This window comes from Agrobacterium albertimagni AOL15 (assembly GCF_000300855.1).
Lineage (GTDB): Bacteria > Pseudomonadota > Alphaproteobacteria > Rhizobiales > Rhizobiaceae > Allorhizobium > Allorhizobium albertimagni.
This window is the reverse complement of record NZ_ALJF01000002.1, coordinates 74,575-99,320: the sequence shown is the minus strand read 5'-3', so window position 1 is coordinate 99,320 and position 24,746 is coordinate 74,575. Positions and strand designations below refer to the sequence as shown.

The following is a 24,746-nucleotide window of genomic DNA, read 5'->3' as shown; positions in this document are numbered from 1 at the left end:
TCTTATCGTGGCCAATATACCGATCAAATGATTATTTTGACTTTCTGCATACCATGGTTGATATATCCTGTATGGCCGAATTTCATGTCCACCGATTGCAACCAAAGCATCTGAACCTGATCCGCTCGATCTCCGAGCACGGACAATTAAGCTTGGCCGCTCAGGAACTTGCGCTGACGCAGCCTGCGGCTTCCCGCATGCTGGGCGAAATCGAACGCTATGTCGGGTCACCAATTTTCGTCCGCACACCGAAAGGCATGGAGCCGACGGCCGTCGGCAGCGCACTCGCCCGCCGGGCTCAGAACGTGCTGGAGGAAATGCGCGAAGCTGCCCGCGAGGTCGAAGCCATTCAGCGCGGCTTGACGGGAAAGGTCAGGATCGGCGCCGTCACCGGCGGCGCAGTCGGTTACGTCGTGCCTGCCATCCGCGCGTTGAAGGCTGAAGCCTCCACCGTCGATATCCATGTCGACGTTGCACCGAGCGGCGAGATGATCCGCGATCTTCTGTCAGGCCAATACGACTTCGTTCTCGGGCGCATCCCGTCCGGCATCGACGCGCGGCAGTTCCATGTCGACGGCGCGACCATGGAAGAGGTCGAGATCGTCGTGCACCGCAGTCATCCGCTGGTCAACGTGGACCGACTCAACATCTCGGACATGGCCCATTTCCCCTGGGTCATGCAGGCGCCCGGCACCCCGCTGCGCCAGGCGGTGGAAAATGTCTTCATCGAGGAAGGTGCCCCAATCCCGCGCAACATCGTCAACACCACATCTCTTCTGGTCATGATCGCGATGCTCGCCTCGTCCAACGCGATCGCTCCGATGTCGCGTGAAGTCGCCGATCTACTCTGTCGACAGACCCCCGTCGGCGACCTGACCACGCTCAAACTCGATACGCCGATCGAAGTGACGCCCTATCATCTGATCACCCTGAGCGGCAAACGTTTGTCGCCGATCGCCGCAAGGCTGCGTGAGCTGCTGCTCAGTCGGTTCCTCAGCAGGGGGCGCTGAGACCATGGTCGCGGGACCCCGATAAGCTTGCAATTTCGGGCATGTCAGGCACACTGTCACCCAGCCGTCATGAATCGCAGCTCATGGAGCATTGATGACAGAGCAGCCGGAAGGGCAGCGCCGCGAAGACGAGGGAACCGAGAAAAGCGCCACCGGCGTGGTTGATCTCGGCATCTACAGACAATCCCTCGATCCTCTTCCCGTCACGTTCCATCGCCGCGAACTGGACGCGATCCTCTGGATCTATGGCCGCATGGTCGGCGAGGGTGAATGGCGCGACTATGCGATCGATCACCTCAAGGATCGCGCGGTCTTTTCCGTCTTCAAACGGTCAGGTGAATATCCGCTCTACCGGATCGAAAAGAACCCGAAGCTTGCCGCCAAGCAAGGCGCCTTTTCGGTTGCGGCCACGGATGGCCGGATCCTGAAGCGCGGTCACGATCTGCGACAGGTCCTCAAGGTTTTCGACAAGGCGCTGAAAGCCCTCGACTGACGATCAGGGCATCGTGCCGGGATAGCTGGACAGATCCGGCATGGTCGAATTGCCCTCGCCAAGCGCTTTCTGCATGAAGACGGTGTCGAGCCACAGATCATGCTTGAAACCGGTACCCACCAGCCGTCCGGCGGGCTCGAAGCCACAACTGCGGTGCACGGCCATGGACGCCTCGCTCGCACCGCCGATGACGGCGACCATCTGGCGAAAGCCCAGCTTCTCGCACTGGATCAGCAATTCCCTCAGCAGGGCCTTGCCGACACCGCGGCCACGGGCGGCGGGTGCGATGTAGATCGAATCTTCGACGAGCCAACGATAGGCGGGTCGGGTTCTGAAAGCCGAAGCATAGGCATAACCGGCAAGCGATCCCTGTTCGTTGATGGCGGCGAGGTACGGATAGCCCTTGACCTTGAGGGCGGCAAATCTCGCCGACATTTCGTCGAGATCCGGCGCAACGAGCTCATAGCTCGCGGTTCCATTGACCACAGCGTCCGCGTAGATCGCAGTCACCTGCGAAAGGTCATCAGGGGTCAGATCGCGAATTTCGAGATTCATGCAATTACTCCGGTCAATCTCCTTCTTTATCCACGCGCGGAGAGGCGAGACAAGCGCCGGCGTGTCATGGTGACATCGCCGTCACCGAGATGGCCTTCGCTTTTCGCCTGAGCTGGCGGTCAGTCGGCTTGACTCGTGCTGAAAACCTTGTAATTCCTCGCCGCGAAGAGGAATTCGGTCCATGCACGCTTTCGGGCAACCCTTTGCGGTCTTCCACCTCCTGCAGCAGTCTGCTGCCGGTGGCGCATGCCTTTCTCTTGCATCCACGACCAAGGCCAAAACGACGACGAAAACCGTCTGACGTCTTCGGCCACCGCTCTCTCCCCGGCACGGCCGGGGACAAGGAAGGTTGCGTCTTTTCGCGAACTTCCCCCTCACCATCCGCGGAGAGACAGAAAGAGAGCATAGACATGGGTTTCAAGATTGCAGTCGTAGGCGCAACCGGCAATGTCGGGCGCGAAATGCTGAACATCCTCTCCGAACGCGGTTTTCCGGCATCGGAAGTCGTGGCACTCGCATCGGCGCGTTCACAGGGCACGGAAGTCTCCTTCGGTGACAAGGTCCTGAAGGTTTCCAACCTCGAGAACTACGATTTCTCCGATACGGACATTTGCCTGATGTCGGCCGGTGGCACGATTTCGCAGAAGTGGTCGCCGAAGATCGGCGCGCAGGGCTGCGTTGTCATCGACAACTCCTCGGCCTGGCGCTACGACTCCGAGGTTCCGCTGATCGTTCCGGAAGTCAATCCGGACGCCATTGTCGATTTCAAGAAGCGCAACATCATCGCCAATCCGAACTGCTCGACCGCCCAGCTCGTCGTGGCCCTGAAGCCGCTTCATGACGTGGCCAAGATTAAGCGCGTCGTGGTCTCGACCTACCAGTCGGTTTCCGGCGCCGGCAAGGAAGGCATGGACGAACTGTTCACGCAGACCCGCGCCGTTTTCGTCGCCGATCCGGTAGAGTCGAAGAAGTTCACCAAGCGTATCGCCTTCAACGTCATTCCGCACATCGATAGCTTCATGGAAGACGGCTATACGAAGGAAGAGTGGAAGGTTCTGGCCGAGACGAAGAAGATGCTCGACCCGAAGATCAAGGTGACCTGCACGGCCGTGCGCGTACCGGTCTTCATTGGCCATTCGGAATCCGTCAACATAGAGTTCGAGAACGAGATCACCGCAGACCAGGCGCGCGACATCCTGCGCGATGCCCCGGGTTGCCTTGTCATCGACAAGCATGAAAACGGCGGCTACATCACCCCCGTTGAATGCGCCGGCGAAGACGCCACCTACATCTCGCGTATCCGCGAGGATGCGACGGTGGAGAACGGTCTCAACATGTGGGTCGTCTCCGACAACCTGCGCAAGGGTGCAGCCCTCAACGCCATCCAGATTGCCGAGCTGCTCGTCAATCGCGGCTTGATCAAGCCCCGCGCGGCCGCTTGATTTATCAAAGCAGAGGCTTCCCGAATGAAAGCGGGAAGCCTCGCAGGACGCTTTCAGCTGAAAGTGATCCGATTTGAGACCTTCGCGGCCCTACATTAGCTTACGACAGATGACAGAGTCATCTTTCACTGGCATGGTGCGGCCGAATCGCCCCCTTCCACAGTCCGTTATGAGGCTTCAATGCGACTGACATCCACTTTGTCGGCAGCTCTCGTTTCCGTCGTCGCGCTGTTCGCCGGCACGCAACAGGCCGCCGCCGCTGCTTGCAGCAACACCTCCGCTGGCTTTGAAGAATGGAGCTCCGCCTTCAAGCAGCAGGCCGCCGCCCAGGGCTTCAGCCCACGCATGCTCGACAGGGTTTTCTCTACGGTCAGCTATAGCCGCAGCACGATCAGTGCCGACCGCGGTCAGAAGAGCTTCAAGCTGTCCTTCGACCAGTTCATGCAGAAGCGCGGCGGGCAGACCATCATCAACCGCGGCAAGACGATGAAGAAGAACAACGCCGCTCTCTTCGCGCGCCTTGAACAGCGGTATGGCGTCCCGGCCGGTCCGCTGATCGCCATCTGGGGCATGGAGACCGGTTTCGGCTCATTCCTCGGCAAGGAGCACACCCTCTCGGCCGTCGCCACGCTCGCCTTCGATTGCCGCCGCAGCGCCTTCTTCACCGACCAGTTCTACGCCGCGCTGGAACTCGTTCAGGCCGGCAACCTCGACGTGAACGCCAAGGGCGCAGCCCACGGCGAAATCGGCCAGACACAGTTTCTCCCGCGCAACGTCATTCGCTACGGCGTCGACGGTGACGGCGATGGCCATATCGACATGGTCCGTTCGCGCGCCGACGCTCTTGCATCGACCGCAAACTTTTTGCGCGGCCATGGCTGGCAGCCAGGAGCCGGCTATCAGCAGGGTGAGCCGAACTACGCCGCCATCCAGGGCTGGAATGCCGCGGGCGTCTACCAGCAGGCAATTGCCTATATCGGCGCGCGGATCGACGCCGAATAATCGACAAGCAAACGGCGGCCACGGGCCGCCGTTTCGCATTTCAGGTGATGCAAGCGCCTGACCGGGTGATCAGCTGTTCGGCTCTGCCCCGAGCCGTTCGAAGTCCTTGGTCTTCGGGTCCATGACCCACAATTCCCCATTGCTGATGTCGAACCAAGCACCGTGGATGCGCAGTTTGCCGCGCTCCTCGAGGATCTTCACATACGGGAATGTCCGCAGATTGGCAATCGAATTGCGGATGGAGATGCGCTCAAGCGCCGTCTGCCGCTCGGCGGGGGTCATGGTCGAGTTGCCCTGGATCTGCTCGGCAGCGGGCGCGACGAGGTTCATCCACTTGCCGATGAAATCGCCCGGCGAGAGCGGCTCTGCGTTCGGGTCAAGGGCTGCACGAATACCGCCGCATCGCCCATGGCCCATCACGATAATGTCCTGCACACGCAGCGCCTGAACGGCGAATTCAAGGGCGGCCGAGGTCGAGTGGTACTGGCCGTCCGGCTCGTAGGGCGGCACCATATTGGCGACATTGCGGACGACGAAGAGCTCGCCCGGAATGGAATCAAAGATCACCTCGGGCGCGGCCCGGGAATCGCAGCACGCAATCACCAGCGTATTGGGCTTTTGCCCCTGCTCGGCGAGCGCACGGTAGCGATCACGCTGATCGTGATACCGGCCGCTCATGAAATTGCGATAGCCGTTGAGAAGTGCGGATGGAAAATGGCTCATTGCTACCGATTACAGCGCGTGAACGACCCTGGCAACTGATTGCAGCCACAGAATTGCCTGGGAAATCAGGGCCGGGTGCTGGGCTTGCGCGGGGCAGGATGCAGCAGGCGGCGCATCTGTACCATGGCCATGGGCGTCGAGAGACTGGAGGCGTCGCTCTCCAGGGTCAGTTCGTCACTGCCGCGCTTGGCTGTCTGCGCGAGAATTTCAAAGACACTGGCCGTCGCCAGTTGCAGCGCCTTTTCTTCGTCCAAGCCTTCGAGAAGACGTGCCAGAAAGACGGCGGCGAGAAGATCACCCAACCCATTTGGCGGATTGTCGATAAGCCGGTGTTCGGCAAGCAGAGCCGATCGGCCACTCAGCAGGAGGTTTCCCGTCCCCTTGGCCATCATTGGCACCGCGGAGGTGACCAGCATGCGTTTCGGTCCGAGATCGCCCGCCGCTTCAATGATGGCCTGGTTGCTTGGCAGCTCGCGCCCTGCCAGCCACTGCAGTTCATAGCGATTGGGTGTCGCGAGATCGGCAAGCGGAATGAGCCGGTCTCGGATGGCCGTTGCGGTTTCGACTGGAACGTAAAGCCCTCCGAGATCGCCGATCACGGGGTCGCAGACATAGATCAGATCCGGATTTTTCTGTTTGGCAGCCTCGACGAGACGGGCGATAGCGGCTGGCTGGCGGGCGCTGCCGAAGTACCCAGACAAGACTGCCGAGACCTCACCCAACCATGGCGCCCTGATCAGATCATCGATCGCCTGGTCGAAGTCGTCGTCGGGAAATCGCAGACGCGTCGCAGGACCATGTCCCGGATGCCAGGGAAGCACGATCGTTGGAAGCGCCCAGACCGGCCGCCCCAGGACTTCCAGGGCGAACACGGCGGCTCTGTTGCCGACGGATCCACGGACAACATGGCTTGAGATGACGATGACGGCACCCTTGCTCTTTTCGCGCATTTTATGTGATTCGCTTTCTCACCCGGCAATCGAACTGGCAAAGCACCATCTGATGCAAAAATTTCCTGAATTTTATGAATTTGACCGCATATTTTCGCCTGATTTTTTCGTATTTCTGTTCCATACATACTTTTGCAAGCCATTTGCGTGAAGATTACGCGCAATGGCGCGATTTACGGAGGGGTACATGGGCAGGACCGGGTTCAGCAAGCGGGACGAATTGCTGGAAAATGCGGAGCAGATGGCGCGAGAAACGGGCGATGCCCATGTGTCGCTGAAAGTCATATTCGGAAGAGCAAGCAACGACGACCTCGATCGCTACGATGCGTCGATGCTGGCACGATCGGCGTCGAGAGCCGCACGTGACATTGCGGCTTGGGATCGAACGATGCCCCATATCAGCATCGATACCATCGAGGGCGTAAGCCCGAACGGCATTCCAGTCAGCGTTCTCTCCATTGTCGACCACAACAAGTCCTTCCTCTACGATTCGCTGATGGGCGAGGTGACCAGCCACTATCGCGACATCTATATGGCGGTTCATCCTATCCTTGCTGTGACACCGCGCGGTGACATCTCGCTGTCGAACCCGGACTCGGATCCGGAAGGTGCGATCAAGGTCAGCTACATCCAACTTCATCTCGCACCGCTCTCGGCGGAGCAGTCGGCCGAATTGATCCGCCGGCTTCAGAATGTCCTGGCGCAGGTCAAGATGGCGGCGACCGACTGGAAGCCGATGCTGAATCTGCTGGAAACAGCGCTTTCGGAGCTTCGCGATCTGTCTGCCGGACGGACCGAAGCTGAGCGCGACGAGGCGGTCGCGTTCCTCGAGTGGTTGCGCAACAACAATTTCACCTTCCTTGGCATGCGCGAATACACCTATTCGGGCGACGGAGCGGAAGCGACCGTCGAGCGCGAGAAGGGCAGCGGCCTCGGCATTCTCTCGGACCCCGATGTTCGCGTGCTTCGCCAAGGGCAGCACCAGGTCACGACCACCCCCGAGATTCTGGCCTTCCTGCAAGGTCCCGACTATCTCATCGTCACCAAGGCGAATGTCAAATCCGTCGTTCACCGCCGCGCCTACATGGATTACATCGGCATCAAGCGCTTTGGTCCAAACGGCAAGGTTGCGGGCGAGCTCCGCATCGTCGGTCTGTTTACAGCCACCGCCTATACGCGCTCGGTCAATCAGATCCCGCTCCTGCGCGCCAAGGTCGAGAAGGTCGTCTCCCACTTCGACTTCGACCCCCGCAGCCATTCCGGCCGCATGCTGCAGAACACGCTGGAAAATTATCCGCGCGACGATCTCTTCCAGATCACGCCCGACCTGCTGGCGAAGTTCTGCGAACAGATCAACGACCTTTCCGAACGCCCGCGCGTGCGCGTGTTGCCGCGCATTGACCATTTCGATCGTTTCGTCTCGCTGATCGTTTACGTGCCCCGCGAAGACTACAATTCGATGGTTCGCGAGAAGATCGGCCTCTACTTCCAGTCCGTCTACAACGGGCATGTTTCAGCCTTCTATCCGGCCTTCCCTGAAGGGGGCGTGGCCCGCGTGCATATCATCATCGGCCGACGCGAGGGAGCGACACCTCAAATCCCCCAGGCGGCGCTTGAAGAGGCGGTGCGCCAGATCACCGCGCGCTGGACGGATCGTTTTGCTGCCCTTGCCGGCAAAGGTGCTCCGACGCTCGAAGTGGGTCAGGCATTCGAGGAAGCCTTTACCCCGGAAGAGGCGGTCAGCGATCTCAGGCACATCAACGCCTGCATGGCAGGAGCCCCGCTATCGCTCGAATTCCACCAGGTGACGGATGAGCGCGGCCCGCTTCTCTACCTCAAGATCTTCCATGTGAGTGATCATCTTCCCCTATCCCGTCGTGTGCCTCTGCTCGAAAACCTCGGATTCCGGGTGATCAGCGAACGCACCTTCGACATCGGCATCGGTCGCTCCGACGACGCGCAGCGTGTCATCGTTCTCCACGATATGGAACTGCAGGTTCCAGATGGGGTGAACTTCGACATCAAGCAGCATGCGACACAGGTTGAAGAAGCCTTTCTGGCTGCCTTTACGGGAGCGGTCGATAACGACCCATTCAACCGCCTGATCCTCGCAGCAAGCGTCACTGTCCGCGAGGCATCGGTGCTGAGAGCTTATGCCGCCTATCTCCGCCAGGCCGGCGCGGTCTATTCGCTGACCTACATGGCGGAAACGCTGACCAAACACCCGGCCATCGCGGCCGACCTTGTGGCACTGTTCAAGAATCGCTTCGATGTCTCGCTGGCCGAGAAAAGCCGCAAGAGCCGCCACGCAGAACTGCTCGGCGCGCTGGAAAGCAAACTGAACGACGTGAAGATCCTCGATGAGGACCGGATCGTGCGTCGCTACATCAATGCGATCGAGGCGACACTCAGAACCAATTTTTACCAGAAGGGCTATCAACAAAGCGATCGCCCGATGCTCGCTTTCAAGTTCGATCCGCACAAGCTGGAAGGCCTGCCCGAACCGCGTCCGTTCCGCGAGATCTTCATCTACGGTGTCGAGGTCGAAGGCGTCCACCTGCGCTTCGGCAAGGTTGCCCGCGGCGGCCTGCGCTGGTCGGATCGCGCACAGGACTACCGCACGGAAGTGCTCGGTCTCGTCAAAGCGCAGCAGGTCAAGAATGCCGTGATCGTGCCAGTCGGTGCGAAGGGCGGCTTCTTCCCCAAGCAACTCCCGCCTGCGACCAACCGCGAAGCCTGGTTCGCCGCCGGCACGGAAGCCTACAAGACCTATATCCGCACCCTCCTGTCGATCACCGACAACATCGTCGCCGGTGACATCGTTCCGCCAGCCGATACCCTCCGGCCGGATGGCGACGATCCCTATTTCGTCGTTGCCGCCGACAAGGGCACGGCGACCTTCTCGGACACGGCAAACGGCCTGGCTCAGGAAGCCGGCTTCTGGCTCGACGATGCTTTCGCCTCTGGCGGCTCTGCTGGGTACGACCACAAGAAGATGGGCATCACGGCGCGCGGCGCCTGGGAAACGGTCAAGCGGCACTTCCGGGAAATCGATACCGATATCCAGACGACGCCGTTTACCGTGGCGGGCGTGGGCGACATGTCGGGCGACGTCTTCGGCAACGGCATGCTGCTGTCGGAAAAGATCAGGCTGATCGCGGCCTTCGACCATCGCGACATCTTCATCGATCCCAACCCGGATCCGGCCACCTCGTTTGCCGAGCGCAAGCGCATGTTTAATCTGCCGCGTTCGAGCTGGCAGGACTATGACCGCTCGACGCTCTCGGCTGGTGCGATGATCATTTCTCGTGCCGAGAAATCCGTCAAACTCACCCCGGAAGCGGCTGCGGCCATCGGTCTTGAAACGACCACCGCCACGCCGATGGATATCATGACGGCAATCCTCAAGGCGCCGGTGGATCTCCTGTGGTTCGGCGGCATTGGCACCTACATCAAGGCAGCAGCCGAGACCGATGCCGAAGTCGGTGACCGCGCCAATGATGCAATCCGCGTCAACGCAGCCGATGTCCGCGCCAAGGTCATCGGCGAAGGCGCCAATCTGGGCGTGACCCAGAAGGGCCGTATCGCCTACGCCTTGAATGGTGGCCGCTGCAACTCCGATGCGATCGACAACTCGGCCGGGGTGAATTCCTCGGACGTCGAGGTCAACATCAAGATCGCCTTGAGCCCGGCCATGCTGGAGGGGCGGCTGCCGCGGGAGAAGCGCAATGTGCTGCTCGCCGAGATGACGGACGAAGTGGCAGATCTCGTTCTGCGCAACAACTACCTCCAGTCGCTGTCGATCTCGCTCACCGAAGCCAAGGGAGCCGGCAATCGCGAAGAGCTGAGCCGGCTCATGGATTATCTGGAGGGCATGGGGCGCCTCAACCGCAAGGTCGAGACACTTCCGGATTCCGCCGCTGTTGCGGAACGCTACGTCTCGGGCAAGGCGCTGACCAGGCCGGAAATCGGCGTGCTTCTCTCCTACGCGAAGATCGTGCTCTTCGATCAGCTGATCGACTCGGACCTTCCGGACGACAGCTATTGCGAGGCGACGCTGTTCAACTACTTCCCGGCCGCCATGCGCGACAGCTTTGCGAGCGACATCGCCGGTCATCGCCTCCGCCGTGAAATCATCGCGACGGTTCTCGCCAATCACGCCATCAATCGTGGCGGCCCCGGCTTTGTCGTTTCGGTCTGCGACGCGACGGGGAGCTCACCGGACACCGTCGTCAAGGCCGCACTGGTCACCCGCGAGGCGCTCGGTCTGACGCCGCTCTGGGACAAGATCGACGCCCTGGACGCCCAGATCCCGGGGCAGACCCAGAACCGGCTCTATGCGATCATCTCGGATATCTATGCCGCGATGACGAGGTTGCTGATCGACACCGGCTATGTGAAGGGTTCGATCGGCGATGCCGTGGCGCAGTTGAAGGCCGCGGTCACTTCAGCGTCACCCGTGTTCAAGAAGACGGTTCCGACCGCCCTTCGTCAGCACTTCGACGACCAGATTACCGCCCTCATCGAAGCCGGCGCGCCGCAAGCCTTGGCGGCTGAGGTCGTCAATCTGCAGACCATGCAGCTGCTGCCCGAGATCCTGCAGATTGCCGAACGCACCGGCGCCGATTTCGCCGGTGCCATGCGCGGCTTCTTCGCAGTCTCCGAAGCCTTCCGCATCGGCCGCATCATCGAGAATGCCGGACGGATCCAGACGACCGACCACTACGACAGTCTGGCCCTGACACGTAGCCTCGACCGAATCGGTCAGGCGCGCAGACAGATCGTCTGTGTGGCGCTGACGAGCCATGGCAAGGAGCTGCAACCGGTTCAGGCGTGGATTGCGACGGACAGAAACCGTGTCGAGCGGATCGGCAAGGAACTGGCATCGATCGTCGACAGTGGCGAACCGAGCATTTCCAAGCTCGCTGTCGCTGCCGGGCTCCTGGGTGATCTTGCACAGGACCACGTGAGGTGACACTGTCCCCGGGCTTTTAGAGGCTCCGGGGGTGCGCGTGACGACACGTACAGACATGAAGACCAGCCACGGCACCATCGACAGGGGTGTTCGTGGCTGGATGTTTTTTGACTGGGCAGCTCAGCCCTTCTTCACCGTGGTGACGACCTTCATTTTCGGTCCGTACTTCGTCTCGCGGATGACCGATGATCCGGTGAGCGCCCAGACGGCCTGGAGCAATGCGGCGACGATTTCCGGCATCATCATTGCCATCCTCGCACCCATTCTTGGTTCAATCGCCGACGAGTCCGGATCCAGGAAGCCCTGGATCGCCTTCTTCGCGCTGATCAAGATCGCCTGCCTCGCCCTTCTCTGGACAGCCGCTCCGGGATCGCCTGTCGCCTTCGTGATGCTGCTGATGATCCTCGCCAGCATCGCCGCAGAATTTTCTATCGTCTTCAACGATTCCATGATGCCGCGCCTCGTCAGCCAGCAGGATGTCGGGCGCGTGTCCAACATCGCCTGGGGCATGGGCTATATGGGCGGCATGATCGTGCTGATCTTCGTGGTGCTCTTCCTGGCCGGCAATCCGACGACCGGAAAGACGCTGATCGGGCTCGATCCCTTGTTCGGCCTCGACCCGGTGGCAGGCGAGGACGCTCGCATTACCGGCCCGATTTCCGCCGTCTGGTATTTGATCTTCATCCTCCCGATGTTCTTCTTCACCCCGGACGCAGCGAAGGGCAAAGCTTTAGGCGCGGCCGTCCGGTCCGGACTTCGCGAGATCCGCTCGACACTTGTTGAACTCCGCCATCGCAGCAATATCCTGCGCTTCCTCATCGCCCGGATGATCTATCAGGACGGCGTCAACGGACTTCTCGTGCTGGGCGGTGTCTTCGCTGCCGCCATGTTCGGCTGGTCGACGATGGAGATCGGCATCTACGGGATCATTCTCAACATCGTCGCGATCTTCGGCTGCCTCGTGGCCGGTCGGGTGGACAGGGCACTCGGCTCCAAGGTGGTGGTCATGGTGAGCTTGGGATTGCTGATCGTTGCCACCTTCGGGATCATCTCGACCGGCGTCGACTTCACCCTCTTCGGGCTGTTGAGCCTGCCGATCACAGGTACCGACGGGCTGTTCGCCACCCCCGCCGAAAAGGCCTATGTCCTGTACGGCCTGTTGATTGGCATGTCCTTCGGCCCCGTTCAGGCCTCATCGCGCTCCTATCTCGCCCGCAGCGTCGAACTGCACGAAGCCGGCCGTTATTTCGGGATCTACTCCCTATCAGGCCGCGCGACGAGTTTCCTTGCGACGCTGTCCTTCTCTGTGGTCACCGCATGGTCGGGCTCACCGCGTGCCGGCATGGCCACATTGCTGGTGTTTCTGATTGGCGGCCTCGTCCTTCTCTTGAGGACGAATTACCCGGCGACAGACCACGGTAAGACCTCGTGAAAAAGGCCGGTGGATCGCTCCACCGGCCATTCAGTTTCTCTGCGATCAGGTTTCCTCAATGGCGGAAGTGACGGACGCCGGTAAAGACCATCGCCACGCCATGTTCGTCGGCAGCTGCAATCACTTCTTCGTCGCGCATCGAACCACCGGGCTGGATGACAGCAGTGGCACCCGCAGCGATCGCGGCCAGAAGACCGTCGGCGAAGGGATAGAAGGCCTCGGAGGCAACCGCGGAGCCCTTGGTCAGCGGCGCCGAAAGGCCGAGCGCCTTGGCGGCGTCTTCCGCCTTCAGCGCGGCAATGCGGGCGGAATCGACACGGCTCATCTGGCCGGCGCCGATGCCGGCCGTCTGGCCATCCTTGGCATAAATGACCGCATTCGACTTCACATGCTTGGCGATCTTGAAGGCGAACTTCATGTCCTCGAGCTCGGTCGCCGTTGGCGCGCGCTTGGTGACGACCTTGAGGTCGAGATCCTCGACCATGACATTGTCGCGGCTCTGGACAAGCAGACCACCGGAGACCGTCTTGGCCATTACGCCGCGGGCGCGCGGATCGGGCAGTCCGCCCGTGGTCAGCAAGCGCAGGTTCGGCTTGGCGGCGATGATCGCCTTGGCCTCGTCGGTGACGTCAGGGGCAATGATCACTTCGGTGAAGAGCTTGACGATTTCCTGCGCGGTCTCGGCATCGAGGATCTGGTTGAGCGCGATGATGCCGCCGAACGCCGAGGTGCTGTCACAGGCAAGCGCCCGCTTGTAGGCCTCGACCAGGCTTGAGCCTGTGGCGACGCCGCAGGGGTTCGCATGCTTGATGATTGCGCAGGCCGGGCCGTTTTCCGGCGGAAACTCGGCAACGAGTTCGAACGCCGCGTCCGTATCGTTGATGTTGTTGTAGGAAAGCTGCTTGCCCTGCAGCAGCGTCGCGGTCGCGACACCCGGACGGTTGTCGCCAGTGACATAGAAGCCCGCGCTCTGATGCGGGTTCTCGCCATAGCGCATCTTTTCCTTCAACACGCCGCCCACAGTCCGGTAGGCAGGCATCTCGATCTCGAGCGCTTCTGCAAACCAGTTTGAGATCGCAGTGTCATAGGCGGCGGTGCGGGCATAAGCTTTGGCTGCGAGGCGTTGACGCAGCGCATAGGTCGTCTGGCCGTCATTTTTGGAGAGCGCGGCAATCACCTCGGCATAGTCGGCCGCATCGGTGACGACGGTGACATAGGCGTGGTTCTTCGCCGAAGCGCGGATCATTGCGGGTCCACCGATGTCGATGTTTTCGACGGTGGTCGGATAGTCGCCGCCGGCGGCGCGAACCTGTTCGAACGGATAGAGGTTGATAACGGAGAGATCGATGGCCTCGATGCCGTGCGCCTTCATCGCATCGACATGTTCTGCATCGTCCCGGATCGACAGGAGACCGCCATGGACCAGCGGATGGAGCGTTTTGACCCGGCCATCCATGATCTCGGGGAAGCCCGTGATCTCGGAGACGTCGATGACTGGCAGGCCGGCCGCAGCAAGAGCCTTGTGGGTGCCGCCAGTCGACAGTAGGCGGACGCCGCGCTGGTGCAGCGCCTGGGCGAATTCGACGATGCCGGTCTTGTCGGACACCGAGAGAAGTGCGGTACGCACGCGCACGAGGTCGGGGGCGGGGATCTTCTTGGAAACGACGGCCATGGTTCTCTCCGAGCTGGCGGGCGCCCGGAAATGCGGCAGCGGGCGCGATGCCGCCGCCTAGCACAGCTTCACCTGTGAGGAAACCGCAAGATGCCCGCCATCAGGCGTGATGCGCGAGAAACCAGCGTATTTCCGGCCCCTCGAAGACAATCTCCAGCTGCTGCGACGGGCGGATGCCCGAAACATCGGCGAAGAAGACGTCTTCACCAATCGCGATTTCACCGACGGGGATGGAGAATGACCAGCTCTCGCCATCCGGTGCCACCAGCCGTATCTTCCGGGCGTCGGAACGTTCCACGGTGATTGTCGGATGCACATGGAAACGCGCGATGACCTCTGCACCCGGCAGATTGGGTGTCGGCAACCCGTCCGGCAACAGCAGACGGTCCCGCCCGGCGATCTTGGTGCCCTGCTCGTTGATGCGGATCTCCCGCTCGTGCAAGACACCGAAGCGCTTTACATAGCCGTCGTGCCGTGCCGACAGTCGGTCACTGCCATCGGGACCGGTCTGTCGTTCGACCTCGATTTTGGAGGGACCCGACAGCATGATCGTTCCGAGGCGGGACGACTGCGCGATCCGCGCCGAGGAAACGTCACCAATGCACACGGTGCTATGGGCTGCCGTAGCACGGGCAAGTTGACGGAGGCGTTCCCCTGCAAAGCGCGGTGACCCGCTGTTGATCAGGAAGCGGTTCCGTCCCGAAGACAGTTCGAACGAGAGACAACCGGCATGCGCCGTGCTCGATAGCCGCGCCGAGAGGGGTTTGCCGGTGTCGACCAGGATCGTGGTGTCCCCCCCGGAAAGCCGATGATAGCCGCCATGCGGAAGAGCCTTGAAGGGCTGCCCCGCCGTTTCGTCATATCGGAGGACACTCATGAGATCGGTGGCAAGCGACGAACTGGCGCCATTGAAGAGGGCGAGATCGCCGCTGCTGTGACGGAAGAAGCGCACGGCCGGGTACATCCGGTCGATGACCGGAATGAGCTTGGCGGGAACCTCGTGACCGAGATTGATGTAGCTTTGGCGCAGCGGCAGAAGATCGAAGAGCAAATCGACAGAGGCCTGCGGATTGCGAGAGACATGGCTGCCGTCTGCCAGAACCTGCCGCTCAAGCTCCCGGTCAAGCAATCGTCCAGCGCGACGAACGGCAGCAGGGCGCGCCTCGGCCGCGATCGACGCCATGGCGATGGCGATGCGCGCCTTGAGGCGCGGGAGACCCTCCGGCATTGAATCGGCGCGGCGCTGAAGGTGGCGCACCTGCTGCCCAAGCGAGGACGTGAACCGGCGATAAAAGCCAGCATCGGCTTCGTGAAGCACGATCGGTGAATGCGAAAGCCAGCTGATGATCCGCCGGGACACGACCTCGCTGTCCCAGGCGACGCCCTTGCTGCGGCCGCCATGAAGGGTGATCCACTGGTCCGTGATCCATCGGGCATTCTCGCAGGCGGCTGCCGTCTTGTCGGCGCGAATATGGCGCAGCCAGCCGAAGCCGTGCAGGCGGCGCGCAAACTGGACGGACGGCAACTCCAGTTCGAAGGGAGATTGACCCTCGGTATCGAGAACGCGTCCGGCAAGTGGAAAGCGTCCGTTGAAGACCTCATCCGCCACAAACGAGTCGATCGCCCTGAGATCGGTCGGCGCTACGACGACTCGGTTGAGGCGGAAAGCTCCCCGCTGCACGGCAGAAGGCATCACGATGGCAGCCGCCTGCCGCATACGCCGCCAGGATTCGGCGACGTGGAGCGAGATCAGTCGGACGCGATCATTGATTCGCATAATGGTTCCTGTCACCAGATCATGATGATCCAGCCATTCCGGTTGTCCGAGCCCAAGGAGTTCGAAGGGATAAGGCCTTCGGGCTACTGACGTGGGCACGAAATGACAAGTCATAGAGCCGCGCCCCGTCCATGCGGAGCGACGGTCCACGTTCACGCAGACTTCCCAACAGGTTTATTGAGATATTAGTTAAATTTTAGCAATGACCGCGGCGTAGAAGCCGTCAAGCCCGCCAATTTCTCGAAGCATGTCGGGCGTGGTCCTGAATTCACCCTTGGCGGTGATGGCTGCTTCCAGCCCGGGCCAGTCTGCCGGGTCGATCGGCTGCAATTGCAGACCGGGGACCTCCGCCAACACTCGGGCAACAATCTCTTCGCCTTCGGAAGGATCGATAGAGCAGTTGGAGAAGACCAGACGGCCACCCGATTTCAAGAGTGTCACGGCATGACGCAGCAACTTCTCCTGCAGTTCGGCCAGCTTGGCGATATCGGCCGCATTCTTTGTCCAGAGAACATCCGGGTGGCGACGCGTGGTGCCGGTCGATGAACAGGGTGTATCGAGCAGGATCGCATCGAAAGTCTCTGTCGCATCGAGATCGAGCAGGTTCGCACAGCGGATTTCGACCGAAAGTCCGAGGCGCTGGAGATTGGACTCCAGACGCTTCAGACGAGACTTCGATTGCTCGACCGCCAGGACATCACCGCCGGCGAGCACCAGCTGTGCCGTCTTGCCGCCGGGTGCAGCGCAAAGATCGGCAGCCCGTTTTCCCGTGAGATCACCGAACAGCTTTGCAGGGATCGCGGCGGCTGCATCCTGCACCCACCACGCACCTTCATCGAAACCTTCAAGCGCGGTCACAGAGCCACGAAACCGCTCGAGACGCACACTGCCGGTTGGCAAGACCTGTCCGCCAAGCCGCGTCGCCCAGCCGGCCGCATCCGACTTCACGGTCAAATCGATCGTCGGGGGCTCCAGCTGGGACGCCGCGATGGCAAGCGCTTGTTGCTCGCCATAGACTTGCGTCAGGCGCGCCATGAACCAGTCCGGCATGCAGGGAAGATCATCCACGGCAGCAAGAAGCTCTGTCTTTTCACGCCCGATGCGGCGCAGGATGGCATTCACCAGCTTGGAGAAACGGCGACTTCTGGGATCGCCATTGGCCTGCTCCACGGCAAGGTCAACAGCCGAATGATCGGGCACATCAAGATAGAGCATCTGCGCCGCAGCCACGATCAGAAGGTGATGTAGGGAGCGGGCACCGTCCGGCAGCGGAGTGTCGAGCAATTCTCCGATAATCGCCTCGATCCGAGGCAGATGGCGCAGAGCGCTCTGAAGGATCGCCTTCACGAGGCTGCGATCGGCATCGTTCAGTGGCAGGAATGCGGGATTGCCATGCTCTGAATCCAGCATGCCGTCGAGCGACGTCTTCCGATCGATTACCGCTGCCAGAATTCGGCTTGCGGCAATTCGGGCTTCGAGCCCTGGCTTCAAGGGCTGCCGAGGGGCACGCTCTCCATGCTTTTTGCTGCCATTGTGCTTGCTTTTCGGTTTGCCCGTCGATGTGTCGTTCAAGACCATGGTCCCTTGGGTGGTTCGGCTTTGCCGCGTCCCCAACCGGTGGTCGGAACAGAACGCGCTGTGCGCGATGCCTTAACAGGGGCCTCCGGCGGCGTCGATCCCCCGGGCCGGATATCGCTCATAGCCAGCAGCGCTTCGATACGATTGCGCGTGTTGGGATGGGTCGAAAAGAGATTGTCCATTCGCTGACCGTTCAAGGGATTGATGATGAACATGTGGGCGGTTGCCGGATTGCGCTCCGCGTCCACGTTTTCGATGTGAGACGCGTCGCCGGCGATCTTCTGCAGGGCCGATGCGAGCCAGCGCGGCTGCCCGCAGATTTCTGCGCCGCGGCGGTCAGCCGCATATTCCCGCGTCCGGCTGATTGCCATCTGGACCAGCATGGCAGCCAGGGGGGCAACGATCATGGCGATGAGGACGCCGACTATACCAAGCGGATTGTTGCGATCACTCCGGCCACTGGAAAACAGGAAGGCGAAATTCGACAGCATCGAGATCGCACCCGCGAGCGTTGCCGTGATCGTCATCGTCAGCGTGTCGCGGTTCTCGATATGGGCAAGCTCATGCGCCATGACGCCTGCGACCTCTTCCGGGCTGAGCCGTTGCAGCAGTCCCGTCGACGCAGCAACGGCGGCGTTCTGAGGATTGCGACCAGTCGCAAAGGCATTCGGCTGCGGGTTGTCGAAGACATAGACCTTCGGCATCGGCAGACCCGCATTGCGCGCCAAATCCCGCACCATGATGTAGAATTCGGGAGCCGTCCGCTCGTCGACTTCCTGGGCCCGATAGGCCCGAAGCACCATCTTGTCGGAATTCCAGTAGGAGAAGAAGTTCATGCCCGCGGCGATGATGAAGGCGATCATCATGCCGCCCCTGCCACCGATCAGGAAACCGACGCCCATGAAGAGGGCAGTCATGAAGGCGAGCAGCATGGCAGTCCGCATGGTATTCATGTCGTGGTCCTCTAAAAGCAGCGGATGGCAACGTTCTTGCCGTTTTCGTCTGTTGATTTAAAAAGTGCGCAACCCAATTTCAATGTTTGCGCATGAAATGCCGTCTCAGCAAAGGACGATGTGATGTCAGAAGATCGTGAAGCCGAAGTCGACGTGGAGCCGCCGCGTGAATTGAGCCCGGCCGCGAAGCGGGCACTGGCCGAAGCAGAGGAAAGGCGCCAGCGCGAAGCAGCGCAGCAGATGCCACCTGAAATCGGAGGCCGAGGCGGCGCTGATCCCGCCCGTTTTGGCGATTGGGAAATCAAGGGTCGCGCAATCGACTTCTGAGGAATTATTACCCATTGAATTGCGCCAGATATCGGAATATGTTCCTATTATGTTCCGATCAACCCTCCCATCTATGACAATCTTCCTGATGCTGGTGTCCGTCGCGCCGTTAAGCGCAGCGAGCCGCCAGATCGACGGGCCAGTCGTGGCCGAAGTGGTCAAGGTCATCGATGGCGACACGGTTCTCGTCGAGGCCATGCCTTGGCCAGATCACAAGGTCAGCACCTATGTGCGCCTGCGCGGCATCGATGCGCCTGAGCTGAAGTCGAAATGCGCCGCCTTCCGCGAGGCGGCGCTCAAGGCAAAAAGCGAACTGACAAGCCTGGTAAATGGCCGTGTGACGGTTCAGCTAACCGCAATCTCTGGCGATAAGTATTTCGGACGCGTCGTTGCAGATCTCACTCTGGCAGACGGCAGTCGCCCGGCGGACCGACTTCTGGCCGCTGGTTTGGCCGAACCATATGCGGGAAAGCAAAAGGCCAAGAGAGTTTGCCCCCGCGGATTGTAGGGGATTTGTAGACAGCTGCCGCCAGTTGCTGCTTGATGCAAAGCATGTCGATTCGTCAGGCTTTTTTGTTCAGACCCGCATTTTTTCTGGTTTTGCTTCTTTTGGCGCAGGCAGGATCCAGCGCGCATGCACAGACAAGCGCAATTGAACTGGCAGCGCGATCCTGCAAGCAGGTCTCAAGTTGCGAGGAAGCGGTCATCCTGTGGTGCAACGGGTATCGACGCGCCGATGGCGACAATGACGGTATACCCTGTGAGAACGTCTGCTCGTCAGTGGAGCAGGTCAATGAAATCCGCCGTGTGATCGGATGTTGAGACCACCGGGAGCTTGAGGAAGCTCCCGGTGGTCTTTTTTGTCAGGCGCTCTTGTTCTGACGATTGGCGATCAGATCGTCGACGACAGCCGGATCGGCCAGCGTCGAGGTATCGCCAAGCGCGCCAAAATCGTCCTCGGCGATCTTGCGCAAGATGCGGCGCATGATCTTGCCCGAGCGGGTCTTCGGCAGGCCGGGTGCGAACTGGATCTTGTCCGGCGTAGCGATCGGCCCGATTTCCGTCCGCACATGCTTCACCAAATCGGCTCTGAGCGCATCATTGCCCTCGTGACCCGACATCAAGGTGACATAGCAATAGATGCCTTGGCCCTTGATAGTGTGCGGATAGCCGACGACGGCCGCTTCGGAAACGAGGTGGTGCGAAACCAGAGCCGACTCGACTTCGGCCGTTCCCAGACGGTGACCGGACACGTTCAGGACGTCATCGACGCGGCCGGTGATCCAGTAATAGCCGTCTTCGTCCCGGCGGCAGCCGTCACCCGTGAAGTACTTGCCCTTGTAGGTGGAGAAGTAAGTCTGCACATAACGGTCGTGGTCGCCATAGACAGAGCGTGCCTGTCCTGGCCAGCTGTCGGTGATGCAGAGATTGCCGTCGGTCGCACCCTCCAGCACATTGCCTTCATTATCGACAAGCTCTGGCTTGATTCCGAAGAATGGCATGGTCGCCGAACCCGGCTTCAGTGCCGTCGCACCCGGCAACGGCGTGATCATGATCCCACCGGTTTCGGTCTGCCACCAGGTATCGACTACAGGCGATTTCTGCTCGCCGACGACGTTGTAATACCATTCCCAGGCTTCCGGATTAATCGGCTCGCCCACAGACCCGAGAAGCCGGAGCGACGAACGGTCCGAACGCTTGACGAAGTCATCACCCGCACCCATCAGCGAACGAATGGCCGTCGGTGCAGTGTAGAAGATGTTGACCTTGTGCTTCTCGATCACTTCCCAGAACCGTCCCTGATCGGGGAAGGTCGGAATGCCTTCAAACATCAGCGTCGTCGCGCAGTTCGAAAGTGGTCCGTAGACAATGTAGGAATGGCCGGTCACCCAGCCGACATCGGCCGTGCACCAGTAAACGTCCCCATCGTGATAATCGAAAACATATTCATGGGTCATCGAGGCATAGACGAGGTAACCGCCCGTCGTGTGCATCACGCCCTTCGGCTTGCCCGTCGAACCGGAGGTGTAGAGGATGAACAGCGGATCTTCCGCCTTCATCTTGACCGGGGGGCAGTCTGCCTTGACCGTGTGCACTTCCTGGTGATGCCAAATGTCGCGGCCCGGCGCCCAGCCGATCTTGCCGCCGGTGCGGCGCACGACGAGCACCTTGTTGACGATGACATACTGCTTTGCGGCGATGTCGATCGCGATGTCGGTGTTTTCCTTGAGCGGTACCGGCTTGCCGCCGCGCACGCCTTCATCGCAGGTGATCACGAAGGTTGATTCGCAGTCGACGATACGGCCGGCCAGCGCTTCCGGCGAGAAGCCGCCGAAGACGACCGAATGGATGGCACCGATGCGGGCGCAGGCGAGCATCGCATAGGCCGCTTCCGGGATCATCGGCATGTAGATGGTGACGCGGTCACCCTTCTTGACGCCGTGCTTCTTCAAGACGTTCGCCATACGGCAAACATGCTCGTAGAGCTCGTTATAGGTGATCTTCTTGTCGATATAGGGGTTGTCGCCTTCCCAGATGATGGCGGTCTGTTCGCCATGCGTCTTCAGGTGGCGGTCGATACAGTTATAGGAGACGTTGGTGAGACCGTCTTCGAACCACTTGACCGGGACTTTGCCCTTGAACGACGTGTTCTTGACCTTCGTATACGGCTTGAACCAGTCGATCCGCTTGCCGTGTTTGCCCCAGAACTTCTCGGGGTCCTCGATGCTCTCCTGATACCATTTCTGGTACTTGTCTTCATCGATCAGAGCGCGAACTTTTGCCGATTTCAGCACCGGATAGGTTTTGGCTGACATGAATTCCTCCTCATGTTGACGGGCCACAACTGGCGACCAGGACCGTCCTCCCCGGCCTATCGCCGACATACATAGCAGGTGCAACATGGCCAGCAATTAGACAAAGGTCATTCGCGACTTCGCGAATTGCAATTTCGTTACATAATCGCTATAAGGACGCCGAATTCCCGGAAATAGTGGTTTAAACCCACGGCCCGCGACAACCGGCGCGGACCCTCAGAAGGATTGTATCCATGGCCCAGACACTGCTCATGCCGAAGGCGACCGCTGTATGGCTCGTCGACAATACCGCGCTGTCATTCGACCAGATCGCGCAGTTCTGCAAGCTCCACCCGCTCGAGGTGAAAGCGATTGCAGACGGCGAAGCGGCCCAGGGCATCAAGGGTCTCGACCCGATTGCGACCGGCCAGCTCTCGCGCGACGAAATCGCGCGCGCTGAAAAGGACGTGAACTACAAGCTGAAGATCTCCGAACCCAAGGTTCGCGTTCCCGACTCCAAGCGTCGTGGCCCGCGTTACACGCCGGTTTCGAAGCGTCAGGATCGCCCCAACGCCATCCTCTGGCTGGTTCGCAACCATCCGGAACTGAAGGACGCCCAGATTTCCCGTCTCGTCGGCACCACGAAGTCGACCATCGAGCAGATCCGCGAGCGCACCCACTGGAACTCGGCCAACCTCGCGCCGATGGATCCGGTCACACTCGGCCTCTGCAGCCAGATCGACCTCGACCTCGAAGTCGAAAAGGCATCGAAGGGTCGTCCGCTGCCGACCGCTGCCGAACTCGGCGCGACGCTGCAGTCTGCTAGCGAGACTGAAAACCTCGGCTTCGGCTACGAGCGCGAAGAAGAGAAGGAAATCGACGCCAACGCCGTCTTTGCAAAGCTGCAGTCGCTCAAGTCCGACCGCAACAACGACGACGAAGACGACCAGTACTGATCAGAGATCTTTACAAGCGATGGACCCCGGCAGCCCCAAGGCGGCCGGGGTTTTTTCTTGTCCGACTGAAATCTCAGGCGCTTGCCACGGCCTTGCCGGATGCCGGCACCTGACCGTGTGCCTGCAACACCGCAGTGATTTCATCGAGGATTGCAGGGTCGTCGATCGTCGCGGGCATCTTCCAGGGCAGACCGTCGGCGATCTTCTGCATCGTGCCACGCAGGATCTTGCCCGAGCGCGTCTTCGGCAGACGATCGACCATCAGCACCATCTTGAAGGCCGCCACGGGCCCGATTTCATCGCGCACCAACTGAACGACTTCCTTGGCGATCACTGCATGGTCGCGATGCACATTCTTTTTCAGGATGAGGAAGCCGCAGGGGATCTGGCCCTTCAACTCGTCGGCAATCCCGATGACCGCACATTCCGCCACATCGGGATGCATGGCGCAGACCTCTTCCATGGCGCCAGTCGACAGACGGTGACCGGCACAATTGATGATGTCGTCGGTGCGGGCCATGACGAAGACATAGCCGTCATCGTCAATGACGCCGGCATCCGCCGTCTTGTAGTAGCCGGGAAACTCCTCAAGGCAAGATGCGCGAAAACGCTCGTCGGCATTCCAGAAGGTCACCAGGCAACCCGGGGGCAGAGGAAGCTTGGCGACAATGTTGCCGAGTGTTCCAGGGGCGACCGGATGTCCCGCATCATCAAGCACTTCGAGCGCATAGCCCGGCATGGCCTTGGTCGGTGAGCCATGTTTGACGGGAAGCAGTCCGAGGCCTGCGGGATTGGCGGCAATCGCCCAGCCCGTTTCCGTCTGCCACCAATGGTCGATGACAGGGATCTTCAGGATCCGCTCCGCCCATTTCAGCGTCTCCGGATCAGCCCGTTCGCCGGCCAGGAACAGGGCGCGAAGACCGGATATGTCATAGCGCGCGACATGTTCGCCCTCCGGATCGTCACGACGGATCGCACGGAAGGCCGTCGGTGCGGTGAACAGCGCCTTCACGTCGTGGTCGGCCACCACGCGCCAGAAAGTGCCGGCATCCGGCGTACCCACGGGCTTGCCCTCGAAAATCACGGTCGCATTGCCGGCCAGAAGGGGGCCATAGACTATGTAGGAATGGCCGACGACCCAACCGATATCCGATGCAGCCCAGAAGACTTCTCCAGGCTTCACGCCATAGATGTTCTTCATCGTCCAGTTGAGAGCGACCATATGGCCACCATTGTCGCGCACGACACCCTTGGGCTGACCGGTGGTCCCCGAGGTGTAGAGAACGTAGAGCGGATCCGTGGCGGCCACCGGTACACAATCGATGTTTGTGCCGTTGATCTTTTCCTGTTCGATAGCCTGGGCCAGATCGACATCGCCATGCTCGTAACGCAACGGCGCATGATACTGGTTGCGCTGGAGGATCAGGCAGTAATCGGGCTTCACCTTCGCCATGTCGATGGCCTGGTCGAGCATCGGCTTGTAGGGAACGATACGCCCGGGCTCGAGACCGCAACTTGCGCCGATCACCACTTTGGCGCCGGAATCGTCAATGCGGGTCGCCAGCTCATGCGCCGCAAAGCCGCCAAAGACAACGGAATGCACAGCGCCGATACGCGCGCAGGCAAGCATCGAGAACACGGCCTCCGGGATCATCGGCATGTAGATGATGACCCGATCGCCCTTGGCGACGCCGTGATTGCACAAGACGGCGGCGATCGCGCTGACTTCCGTCAGCACCTGGTCATAGCTGTAGCGAGCCGTCTGACCGGTCATCGGACTGTCGTAGATGACGGCCGTATCAGCACCACGCCCGGCTTCGACATGACGGTCGATGCAATTGTAGCAGGTATTCGTCTCCCCGCCGGCAAACCAGCGGCCATAGGTGCCTTGTGAAGCGTCGAAGACCGCCTCCGGCGCTTTAAACCAATGAATCTCCTCCGCAGCCGTGGCCCAGAAGCCGTCCGGATCTGCCTTCCAGGAATCGTAGATGTCCTGATAGCTCTCGCGCATGTCGATCCTCCCATGACAACGCTTGAGGCTTTCGCCTTTCCCGTCATTTTAGGATCGACGAAGGAAGGAGGAAAGAGAGACCAAAGCGCTATGCC

The 24,746-nt window shown here is 60.6% G+C and carries 19 protein-coding genes; 10 read left to right on the top strand and 9 right to left on the bottom strand.

Translation table 11 applies throughout. The features are described 5' to 3' along the window. Positions 1-53 precede the first annotated feature (53 nt). Complete coding sequence (locus tag QWE_RS01270) at positions 54-1,010, top strand: LysR family transcriptional regulator (protein WP_167539680.1); 957 nt, start codon at positions 54-56, stop codon at positions 1,008-1,010. A gap of 94 nt (positions 1,011-1,104) precedes the next feature. Next, the gene (locus QWE_RS01265; RefSeq protein ID WP_006724243.1) at positions 1,105-1,503 is read left to right on the top strand and encodes a DUF2794 domain-containing protein; all 399 of its coding nucleotides are present in this window, start codon (positions 1,105-1,107) and stop codon (positions 1,501-1,503) included. 3 nt (positions 1,504-1,506) lie between these two features. On the opposite strand, the gene QWE_RS01260 is transcribed toward QWE_RS01265, so the two are convergent. Then, on the bottom strand, positions 1,507-2,058 hold the full coding sequence (locus QWE_RS01260; RefSeq protein ID WP_006724242.1) for a GNAT family N-acetyltransferase: 552 nt from the start codon (positions 2,056-2,058) through the stop codon (positions 1,507-1,509). A gap of 410 nt (positions 2,059-2,468) precedes the next feature. Here QWE_RS01260 and QWE_RS01255 point away from each other — a divergent pair, with 410 nt between their 5' ends. Both QWE_RS01255 and QWE_RS01250 read left to right on the top strand, forming a co-directional pair. Then, positions 2,469-3,500, top strand: a complete 1,032-nt coding sequence (locus QWE_RS01255; RefSeq protein ID WP_006724241.1) for an aspartate-semialdehyde dehydrogenase — start codon at positions 2,469-2,471, stop codon at positions 3,498-3,500. A gap of 180 nt (positions 3,501-3,680) precedes the next feature. After that, positions 3,681-4,502, top strand: coding sequence for a lytic murein transglycosylase (locus tag QWE_RS01250; RefSeq protein WP_006724240.1), 822 nt, complete (start codon positions 3,681-3,683; stop codon positions 4,500-4,502). Between the two features lie 69 nt (positions 4,503-4,571). Here the strand turns inward: QWE_RS01250 and QWE_RS01245 are convergent, their stop codons facing one another. Continuing rightward, positions 4,572-5,225 carry a carbonic anhydrase gene (locus QWE_RS01245; protein WP_006724239.1) on the bottom strand — a complete coding sequence of 218 codons (654 nt, stop codon included), beginning with the start codon at positions 5,223-5,225 and terminating at the stop codon, positions 4,572-4,574. 65 nt (positions 5,226-5,290) lie between these two features. Further along, a complete protein-coding gene (pdxY, locus tag QWE_RS01240) occupies positions 5,291-6,175 on the bottom strand; it encodes a pyridoxal kinase PdxY (RefSeq protein ID WP_006724238.1) in 885 nt (294 codons plus the stop codon). 187 nt (positions 6,176-6,362) lie between these two features. Between pdxY and QWE_RS01235 the strand changes: the two genes are divergently transcribed. Beyond that, positions 6,363-11,150, top strand: coding sequence for an NAD-glutamate dehydrogenase (locus QWE_RS01235; RefSeq protein ID WP_006724237.1), 4,788 nt, complete (start codon positions 6,363-6,365; stop codon positions 11,148-11,150). A gap of 55 nt (positions 11,151-11,205) precedes the next feature. Further along, positions 11,206-12,582 (top strand): MFS transporter, encoded by a 1,377-nt coding sequence (locus tag QWE_RS01230; protein WP_006724236.1) that lies wholly within the window; start codon positions 11,206-11,208, stop codon positions 12,580-12,582. A gap of 55 nt (positions 12,583-12,637) precedes the next feature. Here QWE_RS01230 and purH read toward each other — a convergent pair whose 3' ends face one another. From purH to htpX, 4 genes are all read right to left on the bottom strand, one after another. Further along, a complete protein-coding gene (purH, locus tag QWE_RS01225; protein ID WP_006724235.1) occupies positions 12,638-14,254 on the bottom strand; it encodes a bifunctional phosphoribosylaminoimidazolecarboxamide formyltransferase/IMP cyclohydrolase in 1,617 nt (538 codons plus the stop codon). A gap of 100 nt (positions 14,255-14,354) precedes the next feature. Continuing rightward, on the bottom strand, positions 14,355-16,031 hold the full coding sequence (locus QWE_RS01220; protein ID WP_006724234.1) for a heparinase II/III family protein: 1,677 nt from the start codon (positions 16,029-16,031) through the stop codon (positions 14,355-14,357). 189 nt (positions 16,032-16,220) lie between these two features. Continuing rightward, positions 16,221-17,609 (bottom strand): RsmB/NOP family class I SAM-dependent RNA methyltransferase, encoded by a 1,389-nt coding sequence (locus tag QWE_RS01215; protein WP_006724233.1) that lies wholly within the window; start codon positions 17,607-17,609, stop codon positions 16,221-16,223. Next, positions 17,600-18,562 (bottom strand): zinc metalloprotease HtpX, encoded by a 963-nt coding sequence (htpX, locus tag QWE_RS01210; RefSeq protein WP_006724232.1) that lies wholly within the window; start codon positions 18,560-18,562, stop codon positions 17,600-17,602. Before htpX ends, QWE_RS01215 begins: the two co-directional genes overlap by 10 nt. A gap of 123 nt (positions 18,563-18,685) precedes the next feature. Here htpX and QWE_RS01205 point away from each other — a divergent pair, with 123 nt between their 5' ends. The 3 genes from QWE_RS01205 to QWE_RS24580 are packed head-to-tail and all read left to right on the top strand — an operon-like array spanning position 18,686 to position 19,711. Continuing rightward, a complete protein-coding gene (locus QWE_RS01205; RefSeq protein ID WP_006724231.1) occupies positions 18,686-18,889 on the top strand; it encodes a DUF1674 domain-containing protein in 204 nt (67 codons plus the stop codon). Positions 18,890-18,908: 19 nt separating this feature from the next. Further along, positions 18,909-19,397 (top strand): thermonuclease family protein, encoded by a 489-nt coding sequence (locus QWE_RS01200; protein WP_240532487.1) that lies wholly within the window; start codon positions 18,909-18,911, stop codon positions 19,395-19,397. A 35-nt stretch (positions 19,398-19,432) separates the two neighbouring features. Then, a complete protein-coding gene (locus tag QWE_RS24580; protein WP_338058753.1) occupies positions 19,433-19,711 on the top strand; it encodes an excalibur calcium-binding domain-containing protein in 279 nt (92 codons plus the stop codon). Between the two features lie 41 nt (positions 19,712-19,752). Here the strand turns inward: QWE_RS24580 and acs are convergent, their stop codons facing one another. Then, on the bottom strand, positions 19,753-21,705 hold the full coding sequence (acs, locus tag QWE_RS01195; protein ID WP_006724229.1) for an acetate--CoA ligase: 1,953 nt from the start codon (positions 21,703-21,705) through the stop codon (positions 19,753-19,755). A 233-nt stretch (positions 21,706-21,938) separates the two neighbouring features. Here acs and QWE_RS01190 point away from each other — a divergent pair, with 233 nt between their 5' ends. Beyond that, the gene (locus tag QWE_RS01190; RefSeq protein WP_006724228.1) at positions 21,939-22,640 is read left to right on the top strand and encodes a DUF1013 domain-containing protein; all 702 of its coding nucleotides are present in this window, start codon (positions 21,939-21,941) and stop codon (positions 22,638-22,640) included. 73 nt (positions 22,641-22,713) lie between these two features. Here the strand turns inward: QWE_RS01190 and QWE_RS01185 are convergent, their stop codons facing one another. After that, positions 22,714-24,651, bottom strand: coding sequence for a propionyl-CoA synthetase (locus QWE_RS01185; RefSeq protein WP_006724227.1), 1,938 nt, complete (start codon positions 24,649-24,651; stop codon positions 22,714-22,716). Between the last annotated feature and the right edge of the window lie 95 nt (positions 24,652-24,746).